12 protein-coding genes are annotated in these 16233 nt (G+C 61.5%); 6 read left to right on the forward strand and 6 right to left on the reverse strand.

Annotated features, from left to right (window positions below):
* Positions 1–15 precede the first annotated feature (15 nt).
* Positions 16–537, forward strand: coding sequence for a DUF6586 family protein (locus PSFL_RS20510; RefSeq protein ID WP_057438522.1), 522 nt, complete (start codon positions 16–18; stop codon positions 535–537).
* 122 nt (positions 538–659) lie between these two features.
* Positions 660–893 carry a hypothetical protein gene (locus tag PSFL_RS20515; protein WP_026136850.1) on the forward strand — a complete coding sequence of 78 codons (234 nt, stop codon included), beginning with the start codon at positions 660–662 and terminating at the stop codon, positions 891–893.
* Between the two features lie 150 nt (positions 894–1043).
* Here PSFL_RS20515 and sulA read toward each other — a convergent pair whose 3' ends face one another.
* Complete coding sequence (gene sulA, locus PSFL_RS20520) at positions 1044–1523, reverse strand: SOS-induced cell division inhibitor SulA (RefSeq protein ID WP_057438523.1); 480 nt, start codon at positions 1521–1523, stop codon at positions 1044–1046.
* Positions 1524–1533: 10 nt separating this feature from the next.
* Positions 1534–2142: a transcriptional repressor LexA gene (gene lexA, locus PSFL_RS20525; protein ID WP_029300096.1), complete on the reverse strand. Its 609-nt coding sequence runs from the start codon at positions 2140–2142 to the stop codon at positions 1534–1536.
* 263 nt (positions 2143–2405) lie between these two features.
* On the opposite strand from lexA, the gene PSFL_RS20530 reads away from it, so the two are divergent.
* Positions 2406–3113, forward strand: coding sequence for a TetR/AcrR family transcriptional regulator (locus tag PSFL_RS20530; RefSeq protein WP_057438524.1), 708 nt, complete (start codon positions 2406–2408; stop codon positions 3111–3113).
* A 140-nt stretch (positions 3114–3253) separates the two neighbouring features.
* Positions 3254–4264, forward strand: a complete 1011-nt coding sequence (nagZ, locus tag PSFL_RS20535; protein WP_057438525.1) for a beta-N-acetylhexosaminidase — start codon at positions 3254–3256, stop codon at positions 4262–4264.
* Between the two features lie 528 nt (positions 4265–4792).
* Here nagZ and PSFL_RS20540 read toward each other — a convergent pair.
* The 3 genes from PSFL_RS20540 to mfd are packed head-to-tail and all read right to left on the reverse strand — an operon-like array spanning position 4793 to position 11525.
* Entirely contained in the window at positions 4793–7486 is a 2694-nt protein-coding gene (locus PSFL_RS20540; RefSeq protein ID WP_397470421.1) for an SNF2-related protein, read from the reverse strand.
* A gap of 9 nt (positions 7487–7495) precedes the next feature.
* Positions 7496–8065 carry a CsiV family protein gene (locus tag PSFL_RS20545; RefSeq protein ID WP_057438527.1) on the reverse strand — a complete coding sequence of 190 codons (570 nt, stop codon included), beginning with the start codon at positions 8063–8065 and terminating at the stop codon, positions 7496–7498.
* A 10-nt stretch (positions 8066–8075) separates the two neighbouring features.
* Positions 8076–11525 carry a transcription-repair coupling factor gene (mfd, locus tag PSFL_RS20550; RefSeq protein ID WP_057960297.1) on the reverse strand — a complete coding sequence of 1150 codons (3450 nt, stop codon included), beginning with the start codon at positions 11523–11525 and terminating at the stop codon, positions 8076–8078.
* A gap of 338 nt (positions 11526–11863) precedes the next feature.
* Here mfd and PSFL_RS20555 point away from each other — a divergent pair, with 338 nt between their 5' ends.
* Positions 11864–13327, forward strand: coding sequence for a glyceraldehyde-3-phosphate dehydrogenase (locus tag PSFL_RS20555; RefSeq protein ID WP_115128680.1), 1464 nt, complete (start codon positions 11864–11866; stop codon positions 13325–13327).
* A 176-nt stretch (positions 13328–13503) separates the two neighbouring features.
* Here PSFL_RS20555 and PSFL_RS20560 read toward each other — a convergent pair whose 3' ends face one another.
* Entirely contained in the window at positions 13504–14802 is a 1299-nt protein-coding gene (locus PSFL_RS20560) for an MFS transporter (RefSeq protein WP_397470422.1), read from the reverse strand.
* A 263-nt stretch (positions 14803–15065) separates the two neighbouring features.
* On the opposite strand from PSFL_RS20560, the gene PSFL_RS20565 reads away from it, so the two are divergent.
* On the forward strand, positions 15066–16079 hold the full coding sequence (locus PSFL_RS20565; RefSeq protein WP_397470423.1) for an FAD:protein FMN transferase: 1014 nt from the start codon (positions 15066–15068) through the stop codon (positions 16077–16079).
* Positions 16080–16233 lie beyond the last annotated feature (154 nt).

Below are 16233 nucleotides of genomic sequence, written 5' to 3' on the forward strand. Positions count from 1 at the left end.
GTGGAGACTGCCGTCATGGCCAACGAACTCTATACCCGTACCAACCAGAAAATTTACTTCGCGGGTTTGTCCCTGGAAGCCCTTGGCCGCGCCGAGGAAGGAAAGGAGATGAACGCTATCGCGCTGGTCCAGGCGGGGCGAGAGTCGGCGTTGTTTCACCTGTACGGGGCCTTGCTGGGCCTGTGTCATGAAATTGCCGGCTTCTATCGTTTGCCCCAGGCGAATGCGCCACGGGCCGAGGATATCCTGACCCGTGAGGTGCAGGAGTCGCTGGCTATTCCTGAGTTGGCTGAATTGGTGGAAATGGCCCGGAGCCCCGACAGTTGGCTGGCACGCTTGTTGGCTGCGCATTCGGCGATGTTCCAGCCGCCGCGTGTGCCGCACAAGCCCAAGGGCGATGTGACCCAGCCGCTGATCGTTGCGGTCAGCCTGGAAGAAGAAGGGCCGGAGCCACTGAGCCGGGCCGAACTGGAGAGTTGGCGCCAGGAGCTGAAGAAGCTGGCGATCCGCTTTCGGGATGGATTGAACGAGTGCTGAGCCGGGTGTACTCGGCAGGCCTTTGACCATTCATCAAGCCGCACGGCAAGCTGCCTCAGATACCGAGCGATGCAGCCCTCATGCCTGATATAATGCCGGGCTATCCTGGAGAACAGATTTTTATGCCAACGTCCTTTCTGGAAATTGTTGAATTGCCCGACGGCCGAATTGAGCTGCGCAGGGCTGAGGACGAGGGTTCTCTGGTGACTTTGGATTTTTCCGAGGACGCCAAGGCGTTCCTGCAAGGCCAGCATGTGGAAGTGGCAAAAGCCATGTTGAGCGTGGGTGTGCAGATGGCGGGGCGCCTGGCTGAAGGCGAACCTGAAAAAGACGACGGTCCACGGGTTCTTCACTGAGTCCGTTTGGCGTTTTTTAAGATTCAAATGTTCAATCGGCTTCTCAATTCTGTAGAAGCCTTGCGTCCATCGCAGGCACTGACCTGACGTCAGGCTGCAATCGGACGACCTGTGCCACTCCCGAGAACGCGTTGCGCGCCAGTCTCGGGTTTATCCCAATCGAATATTCAAACTCTGTGCATCGCCTGTGCGCGCTGCGCTGATCAACTGCTGCTTGGCCGAAGCGCCCAGCGGGTTCAGCCAGCTGACGACGGTGTGGCTACGCCCCAGGCGCAATGCCTCGCAGGTCAGTTGCTGGGCGCTCTGGGCACCGCGTGGTTGCAGCAGCAGGATGCGCTCGCGGTTCAGGCCTGCATCCCGCAGCCAGGCCTGGGTCAGGCTGGAGGGTGGGGCGATCAGGGTCAGCCAGCGGGCGTCCTGTTCCTCGCTCAGTTCACGTAGGATCGGCGCCAGCAAGCTCAGGCAGTTCCCGGCAGCACCGCGCAACGACAATTCACTGAAGACCTCCGGTTCGGCGGGGGCGGTCCATGGGGACTCCACTGCCTCGCTGAGGATAGGTGCAAGTGGCTGGGCCAGAAAGGCCTCAAACAGCGGCAGTTGTGTATGTTGTTGCGCGTGTGGGAACTGCATGATGCCTCCGTTAGCGGCGAATTACGCCGACACTCAAGCCTTCGATCACCAGGTCCTGATCCTTCAGGTTGACTTCAATCGGCGAAAACTCAGGGTTTTCTGCCAACAGCCAGACTTTGCTGCCTTCGCGCTTGAAGCGCTTGACCGTTACTTCATCGCCAATGCGGGCCACGACGATCTGGCCGTTACGCGCTTCGCGGGTGGTGTGCACGGCCAGCAGGTCGCCGTCGAAGATGCCCACATCCTTCATGCTCATGCCATGGACCCGCAACAGATAGTCGGCGCGAGGATGGAAGAAGGTCGGGTTGATGTTGCAGGACTCTTCGACGTGCTGTTGTGCCAGAATCGGCGCACCGGCAGCGACCCGGCCGATGATCGGCAGTGTCGATTCGTCAGCCTTGGCTTCGAAGCCAGGGATACGAATACCGCGGGACGCACCCGGGGTCATTTCGATCGCACCCTTGCGGGCAAGGGCCTTCAGGTGTTCTTCGGCAGCATTGGGGGATTTGAATCCCAGCTCCAGGGCGATTTCTGCCCGGGTCGGCGGATAGCCGTTGTCGTCGAGGCAGCGCTTGATAAAAGCGAGAATCTCAGCTTGGCGTGGCGTCAGTTTTAGCATGTTGATCGCTCTGTCTTTTTATACAGTGACTGGGATTATATACAGTGAACTGCGCTTGGCAATCATCGTTTTTGCCGACTCCGCCGGACGGTCATCCGTCGGGCCCTGCAAAGCCTGGAGACAGCGCTGCCTACAGGCAGTGGAAGATGTGATTAAATAGGTGCGAATCGGGTGACTGACCGGCCGGAAAACGGACCTGCAGGCTTGACATTGCACAAGGTGAAACGTATGTTTCAAACAAGTGTTTGTCAGGCGGAGTAGCCATGGCCCAGTCGGAAACCGTTGAACGCATTCTTGATGCTGCCGAGCAGTTGTTCGCGGAAAAAGGATTTGCTGAAACTTCATTGCGGCTTATCACCAGCAAGGCCGGGGTCAACCTGGCAGCAGTGAACTATCATTTCGGCTCGAAAAAAGCCCTGATTCAGGCGGTGTTCTCGCGCTTCCTGGGGCCATTCTGCATCAGCCTCGACCGTGAGTTGGAGCGGCGCCAGGCCAAGCCTGAGAATAAGCCGAGCCTGGAAGACCTGCTGGAAATCCTCGTCGAGCAAGCCCTGGTGGTACAGCCGCGCAGCGGCAACGATCTGTCGATCTTCATGCGCCTGCTGGGCCTGGCGTTCAGTCAGAGCCAGGGCCACTTGCGACGTTACCTCGAAGATATGTACGGCAAAGTATTCCGTCGCTACATGTTGCTGGTGAACGAGGCGGCCCCGCGTATTCCCCCTATCGAATTGTTCTGGCGCGTGCACTTCATGCTCGGTGCTGCTGCGTTCAGCATGTCCGGGATCAAAGCCTTGCGCGCCATCGCCGAGACCGATTTCGGCGTCAACACCTCCATCGAGCAGGTGATGCGCCTGATGGTGCCGTTCCTGGCCGCCGGCATGCGCGCGGAAAGCGGCGTCACCGACCCGGCCATGGCCGCCGCTCAACTGCGCCCGCGTAGCAAGTCCGTCCCGGTGGCGGCCAAGGTTTAGCCACTGGCGTCTGGGCGCAACCGCTTGCATCCGCTAAGCTAGCCGCCCATGCCGATTTCAACTATTTATCCGCACTTCACCGCCTTGCCTGGCTTGACCTGGCGAGGCGGTGAAGTGCGCGCGTCATTCAAGGAAAATTTATGACTGCTGCCCTGCAAGGCTCTTTAATGGTGGACGTCGCCGGCACCTGGCTGACGGCTGAAGATCGCCACTTGTTGCGCCAGCCTGAAGTGGGCGGCCTGATCATTTTTGCGCGCAACATCGAGCATCCGCGCCAGGTGCGGGAATTGAGCGCCGCCATTCGCGCAGTGCGCCCGGACCTGTTGCTGGCTGTGGATCAGGAAGGCGGTCGGGTCCAGCGCCTGCGCCAGGGGTTTGTGCGCCTGCCGGCCATGCGGGCGTTGGCGGACAATGCCAATGCCGAATACCTGGCCGAGCAGTGCGGTTGGGTCATGGCCACGGAAGTACTGGCCGTCGGCCTGGACCTGAGCTTCGCCCCCGTGCTGGACCTCGACTACCAGCGCAGCGCCGTTGTAGGCACGCGCTCGTTCGAAGGTGATCCCGAGCGTGCCGCGTTGCTGGCCGGCGCCTTTATCCGAGGCATGAACAGCGCTGGCATGGCCGCCACCGGCAAGCACTTCCCGGGTCATGGCTGGGCCGAGGCAGATTCCCACGTCGCCATTCCCGTTGATGAGCGCAGCCTGGAACAACTGCGCACCCATGACCTGGTGCCGTTCGCGCGCCTGAGCAAGCAATTGGCCGCGGTCATGCCGGCCCACGTTATTTACCCACAGGTGGATAACCAGCCGGCCGGCTTCTCGCGTCGCTGGTTGCAGGACATCCTGCGCGGCGAATTGCAGTTCGATGGGGTGATTTTCAGTGATGACCTGTCCATGGCCGGTGCCCACGTGGTGGGGGATGCGGCGAGCCGGATCGAGGCTGCTTTAAGTGCTGGCTGCGACATGGGCCTGGTGTGCAATGACCGCGCAGCGGCCGAACTGGCCCTGAGTGCCGCCCAGCGCATGAAGGTCACGCCATCGGCACGTATTGCCCGTATGCGTGGGCAGGCGATTGCGTCGACTGACTATAAGCAGGATCCGCGTTGGTTGGCGGCGCTTGGCGCGCTTCGGGATGCACAGTTGATCGAATGAGATTGAGGTGCGCCCATCGCAGGCAAGCCAGCTCCCACATTTGATTTGTGGCGGGGCCATAATTCTCTGCCCCAGTGAGATCCCCTGTGGGAGCGGGCTTGCCCGCGATGGCGGCAGCCCAGTCACTCTTTCTGGCGGCTGACCCACCGCTATCGCAGGCAAGCCAGCTCCCACATTTGATTTGTGGCGGTACCAAAAATCTCTGCCCCAGTGAGCCCCCTGTGGGAGCGGGCTTGCCCGCGATCGCGGCAACCCAGTCACTCTTTCTGGCGGCTGACCCACCGCTATCGCAGGCAAGCCAGCTCCCACATTTGATTTGTGGCGGTACCAAAAATCTCTGCCCTAGTGAGGCCCCCTGTGGGAGTGGGCTTGCCCGCGATGGCGGCAGCCCAGTCACTCTTTCTGGCGGCTGACCCACCGCTATCGCAGGCAAGCCAGCTCCCACATTTGATTTGTGGCGGTACCAAAAATCTCTGCCCCAGTGAGCCCCCTGTGGGAGCGGGCTTGCCCGCGATAGCTATCTAGCTATCAACGCTTCTCTAGCTTTTGGGGCAACGGCGCAAACAGCGCCTCGATATCCTCGTTGCCCAGCTTCCAGTCGCCCGTGGTGCGGCCATCCAGCACCCCCGCTGCCAGGTCTGACTTTTCTTGCTGCAGCGCCTGGATCTTCTCTTCCACGGTGCCCCGGGCAATCATCTTGTACACAAACACTGGCTTTTCCTGGCCGATGCGATACGCACGGTCAGTCGCCTGGTTTTCCGTGGCCGGGTTCCACCAGGGGTCGTAGTGGATCACGGTATCGGCTTCGGTCAGGTTAAGTCCCACGCCGCCCGCCTTGAGGCTGATCAGGAAGATCTGCAGCTTGCCACTCTGGAAGTCCTTGACCGGCGTGCGTCGGTCGCGGGTCTGGCCGGTCAGCAAGGCGTAGGCGACCCCGCGTTTTTTCAGCTCGAGCTCAATCAGGCTGAGCATCGAGGTGAACTGCGAGAACAGCAGGATCCTGCGCCCTTCGGCAAACAGTTCCTCGAGCATCTCCATCAGGCTGTCGAGCTTGCCGGAACTGCTGCCGCGTGCGGGCAGGGTGGCGTCGTTTACCAGGCGCAGATCGCAACAGACCTGGCGCAGCTTGAGCAGCGCTTCCAGAATGATGATCTGGCTGCGGGCCACGCCCTTGCGGGTGATCTCGTCGCGCACCTTCTTGTCCATGGCCAGGCGCATGGTTTCGTACACATCGCGCTGGGCTTCATTGAGATCGACCCAGTGGATGATCTCGATTTTGGGCGGCAATTCAGTAGCCACCTGTTCCTTGGTACGGCGCAACAGGAACGGCTTGATCCGACCGTTGAGGTGTTGCAATCGCACGTCGCTGCCGCGTTTTTCGATGGGCACGCGGTAGTCACGGTTGAAGCTTTTTACATCGCCCAACCAACCCGGCAGCAGGAAGTGGAACAGCGACCACAGCTCGCCCAGGTGGTTTTCCAGGGGCGTGCCGCTCAGGCACAGGCGCTGGCGTGCATTCAGCTCGCGGGCGGCCTGGGCGGCCTTGCTGGTGGGGTTCTTGATGTACTGGGCTTCGTCGAGGATCAGCACATGCAGTGGCTGCACGGCCAGTTGTTCGATGTCTTTGGGCAGCAGGGCGTAGGTGGTCAGCAGCAGGTCGTAGTCCTGCAACTGGGCGAAGTGTTTCTTGCGCCCGGCACCGTACAGTGCCAGCACCTTGAGCTGCGGGGTGAAGTGCGCCGCTTCGTCGAGCCAGTTGGGGATCAGGCTGGTAGGCATCACCACCATGCACGGCCGGTCCAGGCGCCCGGCGATTTTTTCGCTGAGAATATGCGCCAGGGTCTGCAGGGTTTTGCCCAGGCCCATGTCATCCGCGAGAATCCCGCCCACTTCCAGTTGGCGCAGGGACTGCATCCAGCTCAGGCCTTCGAGCTGGTAGGGGCGCAACGTGGCGTTTAGGCCCTCGGGGGCGGCGCAGGTGAAGTCCTTGATGTCGCGCAGGCGCTGGGCAAAGTTGCGGATCTGCTCGCCACCTTCCCATTGCAGCGGCAGGTCTTCCAGCGGGTTGAGGCGAATCGCGTCGGCCTTGGCCAGGCGCAAGGCGGTGGTGCCAGGCTCCTGCAGGTAGAACTCACCGAGGGTCGCCAGCACCGGTTTGAGCCGGCCGTAGGGCAGGGCGACTTGCAGCGGGCCGTGGCCACCGTTGGGCAGGCCGGGGATGTTCACCAGGATCAGTTCGTCGTCGCGGCGGCGCGCGAGCTTTTCCGGGTTGAGGATTTCGGTGTGGGAGCGCATCAGGTTCAGCAGGATCGGCAGCAGGCTCAGCCGTTCGCCATTGACGATAATCCCCAACTCCAGGTCGAACCAGTCGCGCTCCGGCACTTCATCGACGCTGGCGTACCAGTCCTCGACCGGGCTCAGGTCGAAGCCGAAATCCTCGTCGATCTGCAGTTCCCAACCGGCAGCCCGCAGGCTTGGGGAGGCGTTGAGGGTGAAGTTCAGCCAGGCGCTGTCATTGACCATCTCAAACAGCTCGCCGGCGCTTTCCGGCAGGGCCTTGCTCTGGCGGGTGGCGATCTTGAAGCCCAGCAGGCGCAGGTGCTCGCGAAAGCCTTGCTCCACCTCGGGATGGCGCTTGATCCGCAGGCTCTGGGTTTCCTGGCGGACAACGATGTCGGCGTTTTTCTGGCCGCTGACATAGTTACCCTGGTAATTGAACGACAGCGCTGCGCGGTGCTGGATATAGCGCTGCATCTTGCCGTTGCGCGGCTCAAAGGCGCTGAACTCGATGCTGGCCAGCCACAGCCGGGGAATCGGCTGCACATCCTCGAGCACCACTTGCGGCAGGACCACGCGGTTATCCAGCACGGCCTGCAGTTTCTCCAGCAGCTCGGCATCCTTGGCCGCCGCCGGGTAGGCCAGGGTTTCCTGGACCTGCAGCAGCACGGCCGCGATGTGTTTGCAATTGGTGTGCACGGGGCAGGTGCAACGGCTGTCCACCAGGATCAGGGTGCCTTTGGCCGATTCGCGCAGGGAGATGGTCTGGCGATACACATTGCCGCCCGAGCCTTCGCAACTGGCGATGATGGTGCTGTCGCCGGACTCGACAATCCTTACGCGGTTTTCCAGGGCGTAGCGCCGGCCGCGCTCCAGGCTTTGTTCCTTGAAGCGGTTGGCCCAGGACGGAGCCAGGGGTTTGGTCAGCGACGACGTCAGGGGCATGGCGCTGGATCAGTCCGCCAGGCCGGGCGGCGGCGCGCTCGGTGGCTTGGCAGTAAGGGAGGTGATCTTGATCAGCAGGGCCAGGTGGCCAGCGTCCAGGTAATTGAGCTGGTTGTTCTTGGTGCGCACGTCCGGTTGGCTCAAGTGTTCGCTGGCAATCACGCTGCCGTTGTTGTCGAACTGGTTGAGCCAGAAGCTGGCGTCAATACGGGTAAAACGCCCCAATTGCAGGTCCAGGGTGCCCTGGATGGGGTATTGGCCAAACTGTTCCTGGCCGTCGGTGATTTTCACCTTCACCGGCTGCTCGCCCAGGTTCTGCTCCCAGGCTTTGTGCAGCAGCACGGTGTAGTCGCCATTGGCCTGGAGTTTCTCGACGATATTGTTCAGGCGCGGCGGGCTGATTTTCTCGATCCCTTGGCGCGGCGCCCCGGCGGCCCAGTCTTCCGGGGCCGGCCGACTATTGATCAGCGGCTCTGCATTCTGGCGGATCAGGATCATTTCCACCTGGTAGAGGCTGTCGGCAAACGCCGAAGGTGCGACTACCACCAACAACAGGCTCAGGATACGAAGCAGGCGCATGGGGCGTCCTTCAAGCAGGTTTCGGGATGAGGCGCTCAAACAGCGCCTCCAATGTATTAAAGCGCTCTTCTGCACGTTCCATCGGCACCATGAACTTGAACAGCGTAGCGCCTTCGAATTTGTAGCGGTTGGGCTGGCCCTGGATCAACTTGATCAGTACCAGCGGGTCTACCGGCGTCTGCGCTTCGAACTCGATACGCCCTCCCTGCGGCCCGGCGTCGACCTTCTTGATCCCCAGTTGCTCGGCCTGCAATTTGAGCAGGGTCAGGCGCACCAGGTTCTTGGTCGGCTCCGGCAACAGGCCGAAGCGGTCGATCATCTCCACTTGCAGGTCCTTGAGACCTTCTTCGTCAGTGGCCGAGGCGATGCGCTTGTACAGGATCAGGCGTGCATGCACATCCGGCAGGTAGTCTTCGGGAATCAATGCCGGCAGACGCAGGTTGATTTCCGGCCCGCCGCCCAGGGGTTGGTCGAGGTTCGGTTGTTCGCCTTTGCGGATGGCCTTCACCGCGCGCTCCAGCATCTCCATATAGAGGGTAAAGCCCACGGCCTGGATCTGCCCGCTCTGGCCGTCGCCCAGCAGTTCGCCGGCGCCGCGGATTTCCAGGTCGTTGGTGGCCAGCACAAAACCCGCGCCCAGGTCCTGGGTGTTGGCGATGGCTTCCAGGCGCTTTTCCGCATCGCCGGTAATTTGCTGGCGCGGTGGTGTCAGCAGGTAGGCGTAGGCCTGGTGGTGACTGCGGCCGACCCGGCCACGCAACTGATGCAACTGCGCCAGGCCGAACTTGTCGGCGCGCTCGATGATAATGGTGTTGGCGCTCGGCACGTCGATGCCGGTCTCGATAATGGTCGAGGCGATCAGCACGTTGAAGCGCTTGTGGTAGAAGTCGCTCATCACCTGTTCGAGTTCGCGTTCGCGCATCTGCCCGTGGCCGATGCCGATCCGCGCTTCCGGCACCAGTTCGGCGAGGTCGGCGGCGCATTTCTCGATGGTTTTCACATCGTTGTGCAGGTAGTAGACCTGGCCGCCGCGCAGCAACTCGCGCAGCAGGGCTTCCTTGATCGTGCTGTTGTTCTGCTCCATGACGAAGGTGCGCACCGACAGGCGTCGTGCCGGCGGCGTGGCGATGATCGACAGGTCGCGCATGCCCGACACCGCCATGTTCAGCGTGCGCGGGATCGGTGTGGCGGTCAGGGTCAGGATATCGACCTCGCTGCGCAGGGCCTTGAGCTGCTCCTTCTGGCGTACGCCAAAGCGGTGCTCTTCGTCGATGATCACCAGGCCCAGGTTCTTGATCTTCACATCGTCCGACAGCAGCTTGTGCGTACCGATCACGATGTCGATCTTGCCTTCGGCCAGGTCGGCCACGGCTGCGTTGACTTCCTTGGCGGACTTGAAGCGGCTCATCACCTCCACGGTCACCGGCCAATCGGCAAAGCGGTCGCGGAAGCTGTTGTAGTGCTGCTGGGCGAGCAGGGTGGTTGGCACCAGGATTGCCACCTGGCGGCCGCCATGCACCGCGATAAACGCGGCGCGCATCGCCACTTCGGTCTTGCCAAAGCCCACGTCACCGCAGACCAGGCGGTCCATGGGCTTGGGCGCGAGCATATCGGCGCGCACGGCGTCGATGGTGGTTTGCTGGTCCGGGGTTTCTTCGAAGGCGAAGCCGGCGCTGAACGTGGCGTAGTCGGCCTTCGGGTCGGCGAACGCATAGCCTTCGCGGGCCGCGCGGCGAGCATAGATGTCCAGCAGCTCGGCGGCTACGTCGCGCACCTGCTCGGCGGCCTTGCGCTTGGCCTTCTGCCAGGTCTCGGAACCCAGGCGGTGCAACGGCGCCAGGGCGTCGTCGCTGCCGGTGTAGCGCGCGATCAGGTGCAGGTTGGCCACCGGCACATAGAGCTTGGCGCCCTCGGCGTATTCCATGGTGAGGAATTCGGCGGCCTGGTTGTCGATCTCCAGGGTCTGCAGGCCCAGGTAGCGCCCCACGCCGTGGTCGATATGCACCACCGGCGCGCCTTCGCGCAGTTCGGTGAGGTTCTTGATCACCGCGTCGTTGTTGGCGTCGGCACGTTTTTCCCGGCGCCGGCGCTGCATCACGCGTTGGCCGAACAGCGGGCTCTCGGCAATCAGCGCCAGGGCCGGATCATCCAGTTGCAGGCCTTCGTTCAGCGGCGCAATGGTGATCGCCAGGCGGTCCTTGCCGGCGACAAAGTCCGGCCAGCTGTCGACGGTTTTTGGTCGCAGCTTCAGACGTTCGAGCAACTCCAGCAGCACTTCGCGGCGCCCGGCGGATTCGGCGGTAAACAGCACGCGGCCGGGGAAGTCGCCGAGGAAGTCGGACAACGCTTGCAGCGGCTGGCTGGCCTTGGCTTCGATGGCCAGGTTGGGCAGGGTTTGGGCGGGGAAGCGTTCGCGGCCGACGCCGGCTTCCACATCCTGTTGGCTGGCGACCACCCGTGGCCAGTTCTTCAGGCGGGCGAAGCAGTCCTCTACCGGCAGGAACAGCTCGGCAGGCGGCAATAAAGGCCGGGATGGATCGACGCGGCGTTCTTCATAACGGTTGCGCACGTCGTTCCAGAAGTTTTCCGCCGCCTGTTCGATGCCCGGCAGCGAGAACACCTGAGTGTCCTGGGGCAGGTAATCGAACAGGGTCGAGGTTTCGTCGAAGAACAGCGGCAAGTAGTACTCGATACCGGCGGGGGTAATCCCGCTGCTCAAGTCCTGGAAGATCGGGCAACGGCGGAAATCCACGTCAAAGCGTTCGCGAAAGCGCGCCTTGAAGCGCGTGACGGCGTCTTTTTGCAGGGGGAATTCCCTGGCCGGCAGCAGCTTGATCGACTGTACTTTGTCGATGGAGCGCTGGTTTTCCGGGTCGAAGGTGCGCAGGGTCTCGATTTCGTCGTCGAACAGGTCGATGCGGTAGGGCAGTTTGCTGCCCATCGGGAACAGGTCGATCAACGCGCCACGCACGGCGAACTCGCCATGCTCGTACACCGTATCGACGCAGCGGTAGCCGCTGGCTTCCAGGCGCGTGCGCATCTGTTCCACGTCGAGTTTCTGGCCGATATCCAGCACCAGGCTGCTGCCCAGCAGGAACTTGGTCGGCGCCAGGCGGTGCAGGGCCGTGGTGATCGGCACCACCAGTACGCCGTGGGCCAGTTCCGGCAAGCGGTACAGGCTGGCGATGCGCTGGGAGATGATGTCCTGGTGCGGCGAGAACAAGTCGTAGGGCAGGGTTTCCCAGTCCGGGAAATGCAGCACCGGCAAATCGGGGGCAAAGAAACTCAGCTCCTGCTCCAACCGTTCGGCGCTTTGGCTGTCGGCGGTCAATAGCAGGGTAAAGCGCTTGGCTGCACTGGCAGCCTCGGCAATGGCCAGGCTCAGGGCGGCACCGGGCAGATTGCCCCAATGCTGTTTACCTGCCTCGGCAGGGAGTAGCGGTAGACGCAGGACGGGCACGGACGTTTGAGCTCCAGCGTTGCGACAAAGTCGGTAATTGTAACGGCCCGGAGTGCCGCCTGTCAGTTGCTGACTGTGCCTATTACGGTTTGTAGGAAATGTAGTGGCTAAGACAAACAATGCGCGGTTTTGACTCAAAATGTAGTGCCAAAATGCACGTATGTTTCGGAGGGTTACGGACAAGTGGCCCGAGGCTTTCACCAGGGGGGGCGCTGGAAGCCGCGTATTTACTGGCCTGTAGCGCGGCGAAAATTATGTGCAAGGGCTTTTGTTGCGTGGCGCGCATTGCTCCGGGGGCGGTCGGGCGGCATAATGTAGCCCCTTTTTTCAGCCCCTACATGTGGAAGGTTCCCGTGACTCAGAAGCCCGACCAGTGTCTTGGTGAATGGATCGACCGTGAAGCACTCGCAGAAGCGATGATCCCGCTTATCGGTCAGCTGTACCGCAATAACAATGTGGTGAGCTCGATCTATGGCCGCAGCCTGATCAACCAATCAGTCATCGCGATTCTCAAGGCTCATCGCTTTGCTCGCCATCGTTCTTCGGACGATAGCGAACTCTCCGTCCACGAAACATTCCCTCTGCTTAAAGCCATGAGCGAGCTCAAGCTCGGCGCGGCTTCGGTGGACCTGGGCAAGTTGGCGTTCAAATTCCGCGCTCAAGGCAATGGCCGCAGCGCCGAGCAGTTCGTGCGTGAAGAACTGGCCGACGTGGTTGGCCAGCAAAACGCCGCATCCCGTAAAGGCACTGACGTGGTGCTGTACGGCTTCGGTCGTATCGGCCGTCTGCTGGCACGCATCCTGATCGAAAAAACCGGCGGTGGCGACGGCCTGCGCCTGCGGGCCATTGTCGTGCGCAAAGGCGCCGAAAATGACCTGACCAAGCGCGCCAGCCTCTTGCGTCGCGACTCGGTACACGGTTCGTTCAATGGCACCATCACCATCGACGAAGAAAACAACACCATCACCGCCAACGGTAACCTGATCCAGGTGATCTACGCGAAGAACCCGACCGAGGTGGATTACACCCAGTACGGCATCCAGAACGCCTTGCTGGTGGACAACACCGGCGTATGGCGTGATGCCGACGGCCTGGGCCAGCACCTGGCCTGCCCGGGTATCGACCGCGTTGTGCTGACTGCGCCTGGCAAGGGCAAGCTGAAGAACATCGTTCACGGCATCAACCACAACGAAATCACCGCTGACGACAAGATCGTGTCCGCCGCTTCCTGCACCACCAACGCCATCGTGCCGGTGCTCAAGGCTGTGAATGACAAGTTCGGCATCATCAACGGTCACGTCGAAACCGTTCACTCGTACACCAACGACCAGAACCTGATCGACAACTTCCACAAGGGCGATCGCCGTGGCCGTAGCGCCGCGCTGAACATGGTGATCACCGAGACCGGTGCTGCCACCGCTGCTGCCAAGGCCCTGCCTGAGCTGGCCGGCAAGCTGACCGGTAACGCGATCCGTGTACCCACGCCGAACGTGTCGATGGCCATTCTCAACCTCAACCTTGAGAAAGCCGCCACCCGCGAAGAGATGAACGAGTACCTGCGCTACATGGCGCTGCACTCCGATCTGCATAAGCAAATCGACTTCGTCAATTCCCAGGAAGTGGTGTCCACCGACTTCGTTGGCTCGCGCCACGCCGGTGTGGTCGATGCTGAAGCGACCATCACCCAGGATAACCGCGTTGTACTGTACGTCTGGTACGACAACGAGTTCGGTTACAGCTGCCAGGTGGTGCGCGTGATGGAAGACATGGCTGGGGTCAACCCGCCAGCGTTTCCGCGCTAAGCGTTAGCGGTAAATGAAAAAGCCCCGACTGGTTCGGGGCTTTTTTGTGGCTGGGGGTTTGTGTGGGGTTTGAAGGCCTCATCGCGGGCAAGCCCGCTCCCACAGTTTGATTTGCGAATACATTCAAATGTGTGGGCGGGCTTGTCGGGCCGCCGCATCGCCGCGATAGCGATCTATCAGGCCCCACCGACTACCGAAGCCTGCGCAGTGCGCAGTTCGTGCCGATTCCCCTTGAACAGCACCAGGGTCGCCACTAGCCCCAGCACCGCCGCCCCACTGAGCCAGATCCCCGGCGCTGCCTTGTTATCCAGTACATGGATCAGGTAAGTACAGGCGGCCGGGGTAAAGCCGCCAAAGGTTGCGGTCGCCAGGCTGTAGGCCAATGAAAAGCCTGTGGTGCGTACTTCCACTGGCATGATTTCGGTCAGCGCGACGACCATGGCGCCGTTGTACGAGCCATACAGAAACGACAGCCATAACTCGACGAGCAGCAGGTGGCTGAAGCTCGGATTGGCCACCAGCCATGACAGGGCCGGGTATGCCGTGAGGATTGCCAGAATAGTCGCCCCCAGCAGCAAGGGTTTGCGACCCACCTTGTCGGATACCGCGCCCATCACGGGCAACCAAAAGAAGTTCGACAGGCCGATGCACACGGTGACCAGCAACGCATCCAGGTCCGACAGGTGCAGTTCGGCCTTGCCGAAGGTCGGTGTGTAGGCGGTGATCAGGTAGAACGACACGGTCGTCATCACCACCAGCGCCATGCCTGCCAGGACGATGCCGAAATTCTGGCCGATGGAGCGGATGATTTCCTGCAGGGTAGGGCGATGTTTACGTGCATGGAATTCCGGGGTTTCCTCCAGGGAGCGGCGAATCACGAAGATCACCGGCACGATCAGGCAGCCGATCAGGAACGGCACGCGCCAGCCCCACTCACCCATCTCCTCGGGGCTCAGCCAGTGGTTCAGGCCCACGCCCAGCAGGCCGGCGAAGACCACGGCGGCTTGTTGGCTGGCGGACTGCCAACTGACGAAGAAACCTTTACGTCCCGGCGTGGCGATCTCCGCCAGGTACACCGAGACCCCGCCCAGTTCGACACCTGCCGAGAAGCCTTGCAGCAATCGGCCAAACAGCACGATCAGCGGCGCGGCTACCCCGAGGGTGGCGTAGCCGGGCACGCAGGCGATCAGCACGGTGCCGGCGGCCATCATGGCCAGGGTGATCACCAGGCCTTTTTTACGGCCATGGCGGTCGATGTAGGCACCGAGGAAAATTGCCCCCAGCGGACGCATCAGGAACCCGGCACCGAAGGTCGCCAGGGACAACATCAGGGACGCAAAGGCGCTGTCGGCAGGGAAGAAGGTCTTGGCAATGGCCGTGGCGTAGAAACCGTAGACCATGAAGTCGAACATTTCGAGAAAGTTACCGCTGACAACGCGAAAGATCGCCTTGCCTTTGCCCGTGGTGTTGGACATGTCATTTACTCAACTGGCTATCTTGTTGGAAATCCCTGGTCGTCGTTCTTCCTTGCTGCAAGGTCTGGGCGCTGGCTGGCGCTCAAGAGTTTTGTAACCATATGTGTATCCGTGTGGGCGAGCAACAAAAACCGTTAGCAAGCTGGCTATTTGTCATGAAGCAACCCGCGTCAGGCGACGACATGCCGCATAATGGCCAGCCCCGGAAATGTGCTTGAGTGCGGCTTCATTGGGTTTTCAGCAGCGATAAGGTTGTGTGGCTTATGGGCGGTTTGCGATGCGCGATGGTGGGTGCTGCGTTGGCGATCTTGACGGGCTGCGGCGGCGATGAGCTCCTGGAGGCGTTTGGCGGCCCGACCATGGGCAGCACTTATTCAATCAAATATGTCCGTACCCCCGGGACGCCGGCGGCCAATGATGTGCAGCCGCAGGTCGAGCGCATCCTTGCCGAGGTCGACCGACAGCTGTCGACCTATCGCAGCGATTCCGATATCGAGCGCTTCAATGACTTGCCGGCCAACCGCTGCCAGCCGATGCCCGAGTCGATCCTGCAGTTGGTACGCACGGGCGAGCAGTTGTCCCAGGCCAGTGGCGGCGCTTTTGACCTGACCGTCGAGCCACTGCTCAACCTGTGGGGCTTCGGACCCCAGGCGCGGCAGGTAAAAGTCCCGGATCCCATGACGCTGGCCTTGGCGCGCCAGCGCGTCGGTCATCAGCACTTGCGCATCGACGGTCACCAGCTGTGCAAGGACGCGGCGGTGCAAGTGGACTTCAACAGCATCGCCGCCGGCTACACGGTAGACCGGATCGCCGAGCGGCTAGGGCAGTTGGGCATTCAGCGGTACCTGGTCGAAGTGACTGGCGAGCTCAAGGCTGCCGGGCGCAAACCCGATGGCACGCCCTGGCGTGTGGCCCTGGAGGAGCCCCGCGATGACCAGCAGGTGGCTGAGCGCGTGATCGTGGTGGACGGCTTCGGCGTGTCTACTTCAGGTGACTATCGCAATTATTTCCAGCAGGATGGTCGCCGCTATTCCCACACCCTCGATGCCCGTAGCGGGGCGCCGATCACCCATCACCTGGCGTCGGTCACGGTGCTGGAGCCTTCGGCGCTTATGGCGGACGGCTTGTCGACCTTGCTCCTGGTGCTGGGGCCCGACGAGGGCTGGGACTATGCAGAAAAACAGCGGATCGCGGCATTTTTTGTGATGCGTGAGGGGGATGCTTTCGTCACACGCAGCAACAAAGCGTTCGAACAACTGACGACGGTCAAGCCGTAATCAATACTGTGTAGTAAAGGCAAAACTGGCCTACGACGCGACCAAGGGTTAATGTGCGCGGCGTTGAGCCTTATATAGACTGTGCCCCGGCTCACACACCTGAGCCTATTTGATCCTTCATGACCGCTGGCCGCGGCATGATTTAGCCAGGCGC

This window comes from Pseudomonas sp. DD1 (assembly GCF_044510355.1).
GTDB lineage: Bacteria > Pseudomonadota > Gammaproteobacteria > Pseudomonadales > Pseudomonadaceae > Aquipseudomonas > Aquipseudomonas shahriarae.

What these genes read in the sequence shown, in the direction of transcription:
- PSFL_RS20510 (WP_057438522.1), top strand. Translation starts at nt 16, where the DNA reads ATGGCCAACGAACTCTATACCCGTACCAACCAGAAAATTTACTTCGCG.
- PSFL_RS20515 (WP_026136850.1), top strand. Translation starts at nt 660, where the DNA reads ATGCCAACGTCCTTTCTGGAAATTGTTGAATTGCCCGACGGCCGAATT.
- sulA (WP_057438523.1), bottom strand. Translation starts at nt 1,523, where the DNA reads ATGCAGTTCCCACACGCGCAACAACATACACAACTGCCGCTGTTTGAG.
- lexA (WP_029300096.1), bottom strand. Translation starts at nt 2,142, where the DNA reads ATGCTAAAACTGACGCCACGCCAAGCTGAGATTCTCGCTTTTATCAAG.
- PSFL_RS20530 (WP_057438524.1), top strand. Translation starts at nt 2,406, where the DNA reads ATGGCCCAGTCGGAAACCGTTGAACGCATTCTTGATGCTGCCGAGCAG.
- nagZ (WP_057438525.1), top strand. Translation starts at nt 3,254, where the DNA reads ATGACTGCTGCCCTGCAAGGCTCTTTAATGGTGGACGTCGCCGGCACC.
- PSFL_RS20540 (WP_397470421.1), bottom strand. Translation starts at nt 7,486, where the DNA reads ATGCCCCTGACGTCGTCGCTGACCAAACCCCTGGCTCCGTCCTGGGCC.
- PSFL_RS20545 (WP_057438527.1), bottom strand. Translation starts at nt 8,065, where the DNA reads ATGCGCCTGCTTCGTATCCTGAGCCTGTTGTTGGTGGTAGTCGCACCT.
- PSFL_RS20555 (WP_115128680.1), top strand. Translation starts at nt 11,864, where the DNA reads ATGTGGAAGGTTCCCGTGACTCAGAAGCCCGACCAGTGTCTTGGTGAA.
- PSFL_RS20560 (WP_397470422.1), bottom strand. Translation starts at nt 14,802, where the DNA reads ATGTCCAACACCACGGGCAAAGGCAAGGCGATCTTTCGCGTTGTCAGC.
- PSFL_RS20565 (WP_397470423.1), top strand. Translation starts at nt 15,066, where the DNA reads ATGGGCGGTTTGCGATGCGCGATGGTGGGTGCTGCGTTGGCGATCTTG.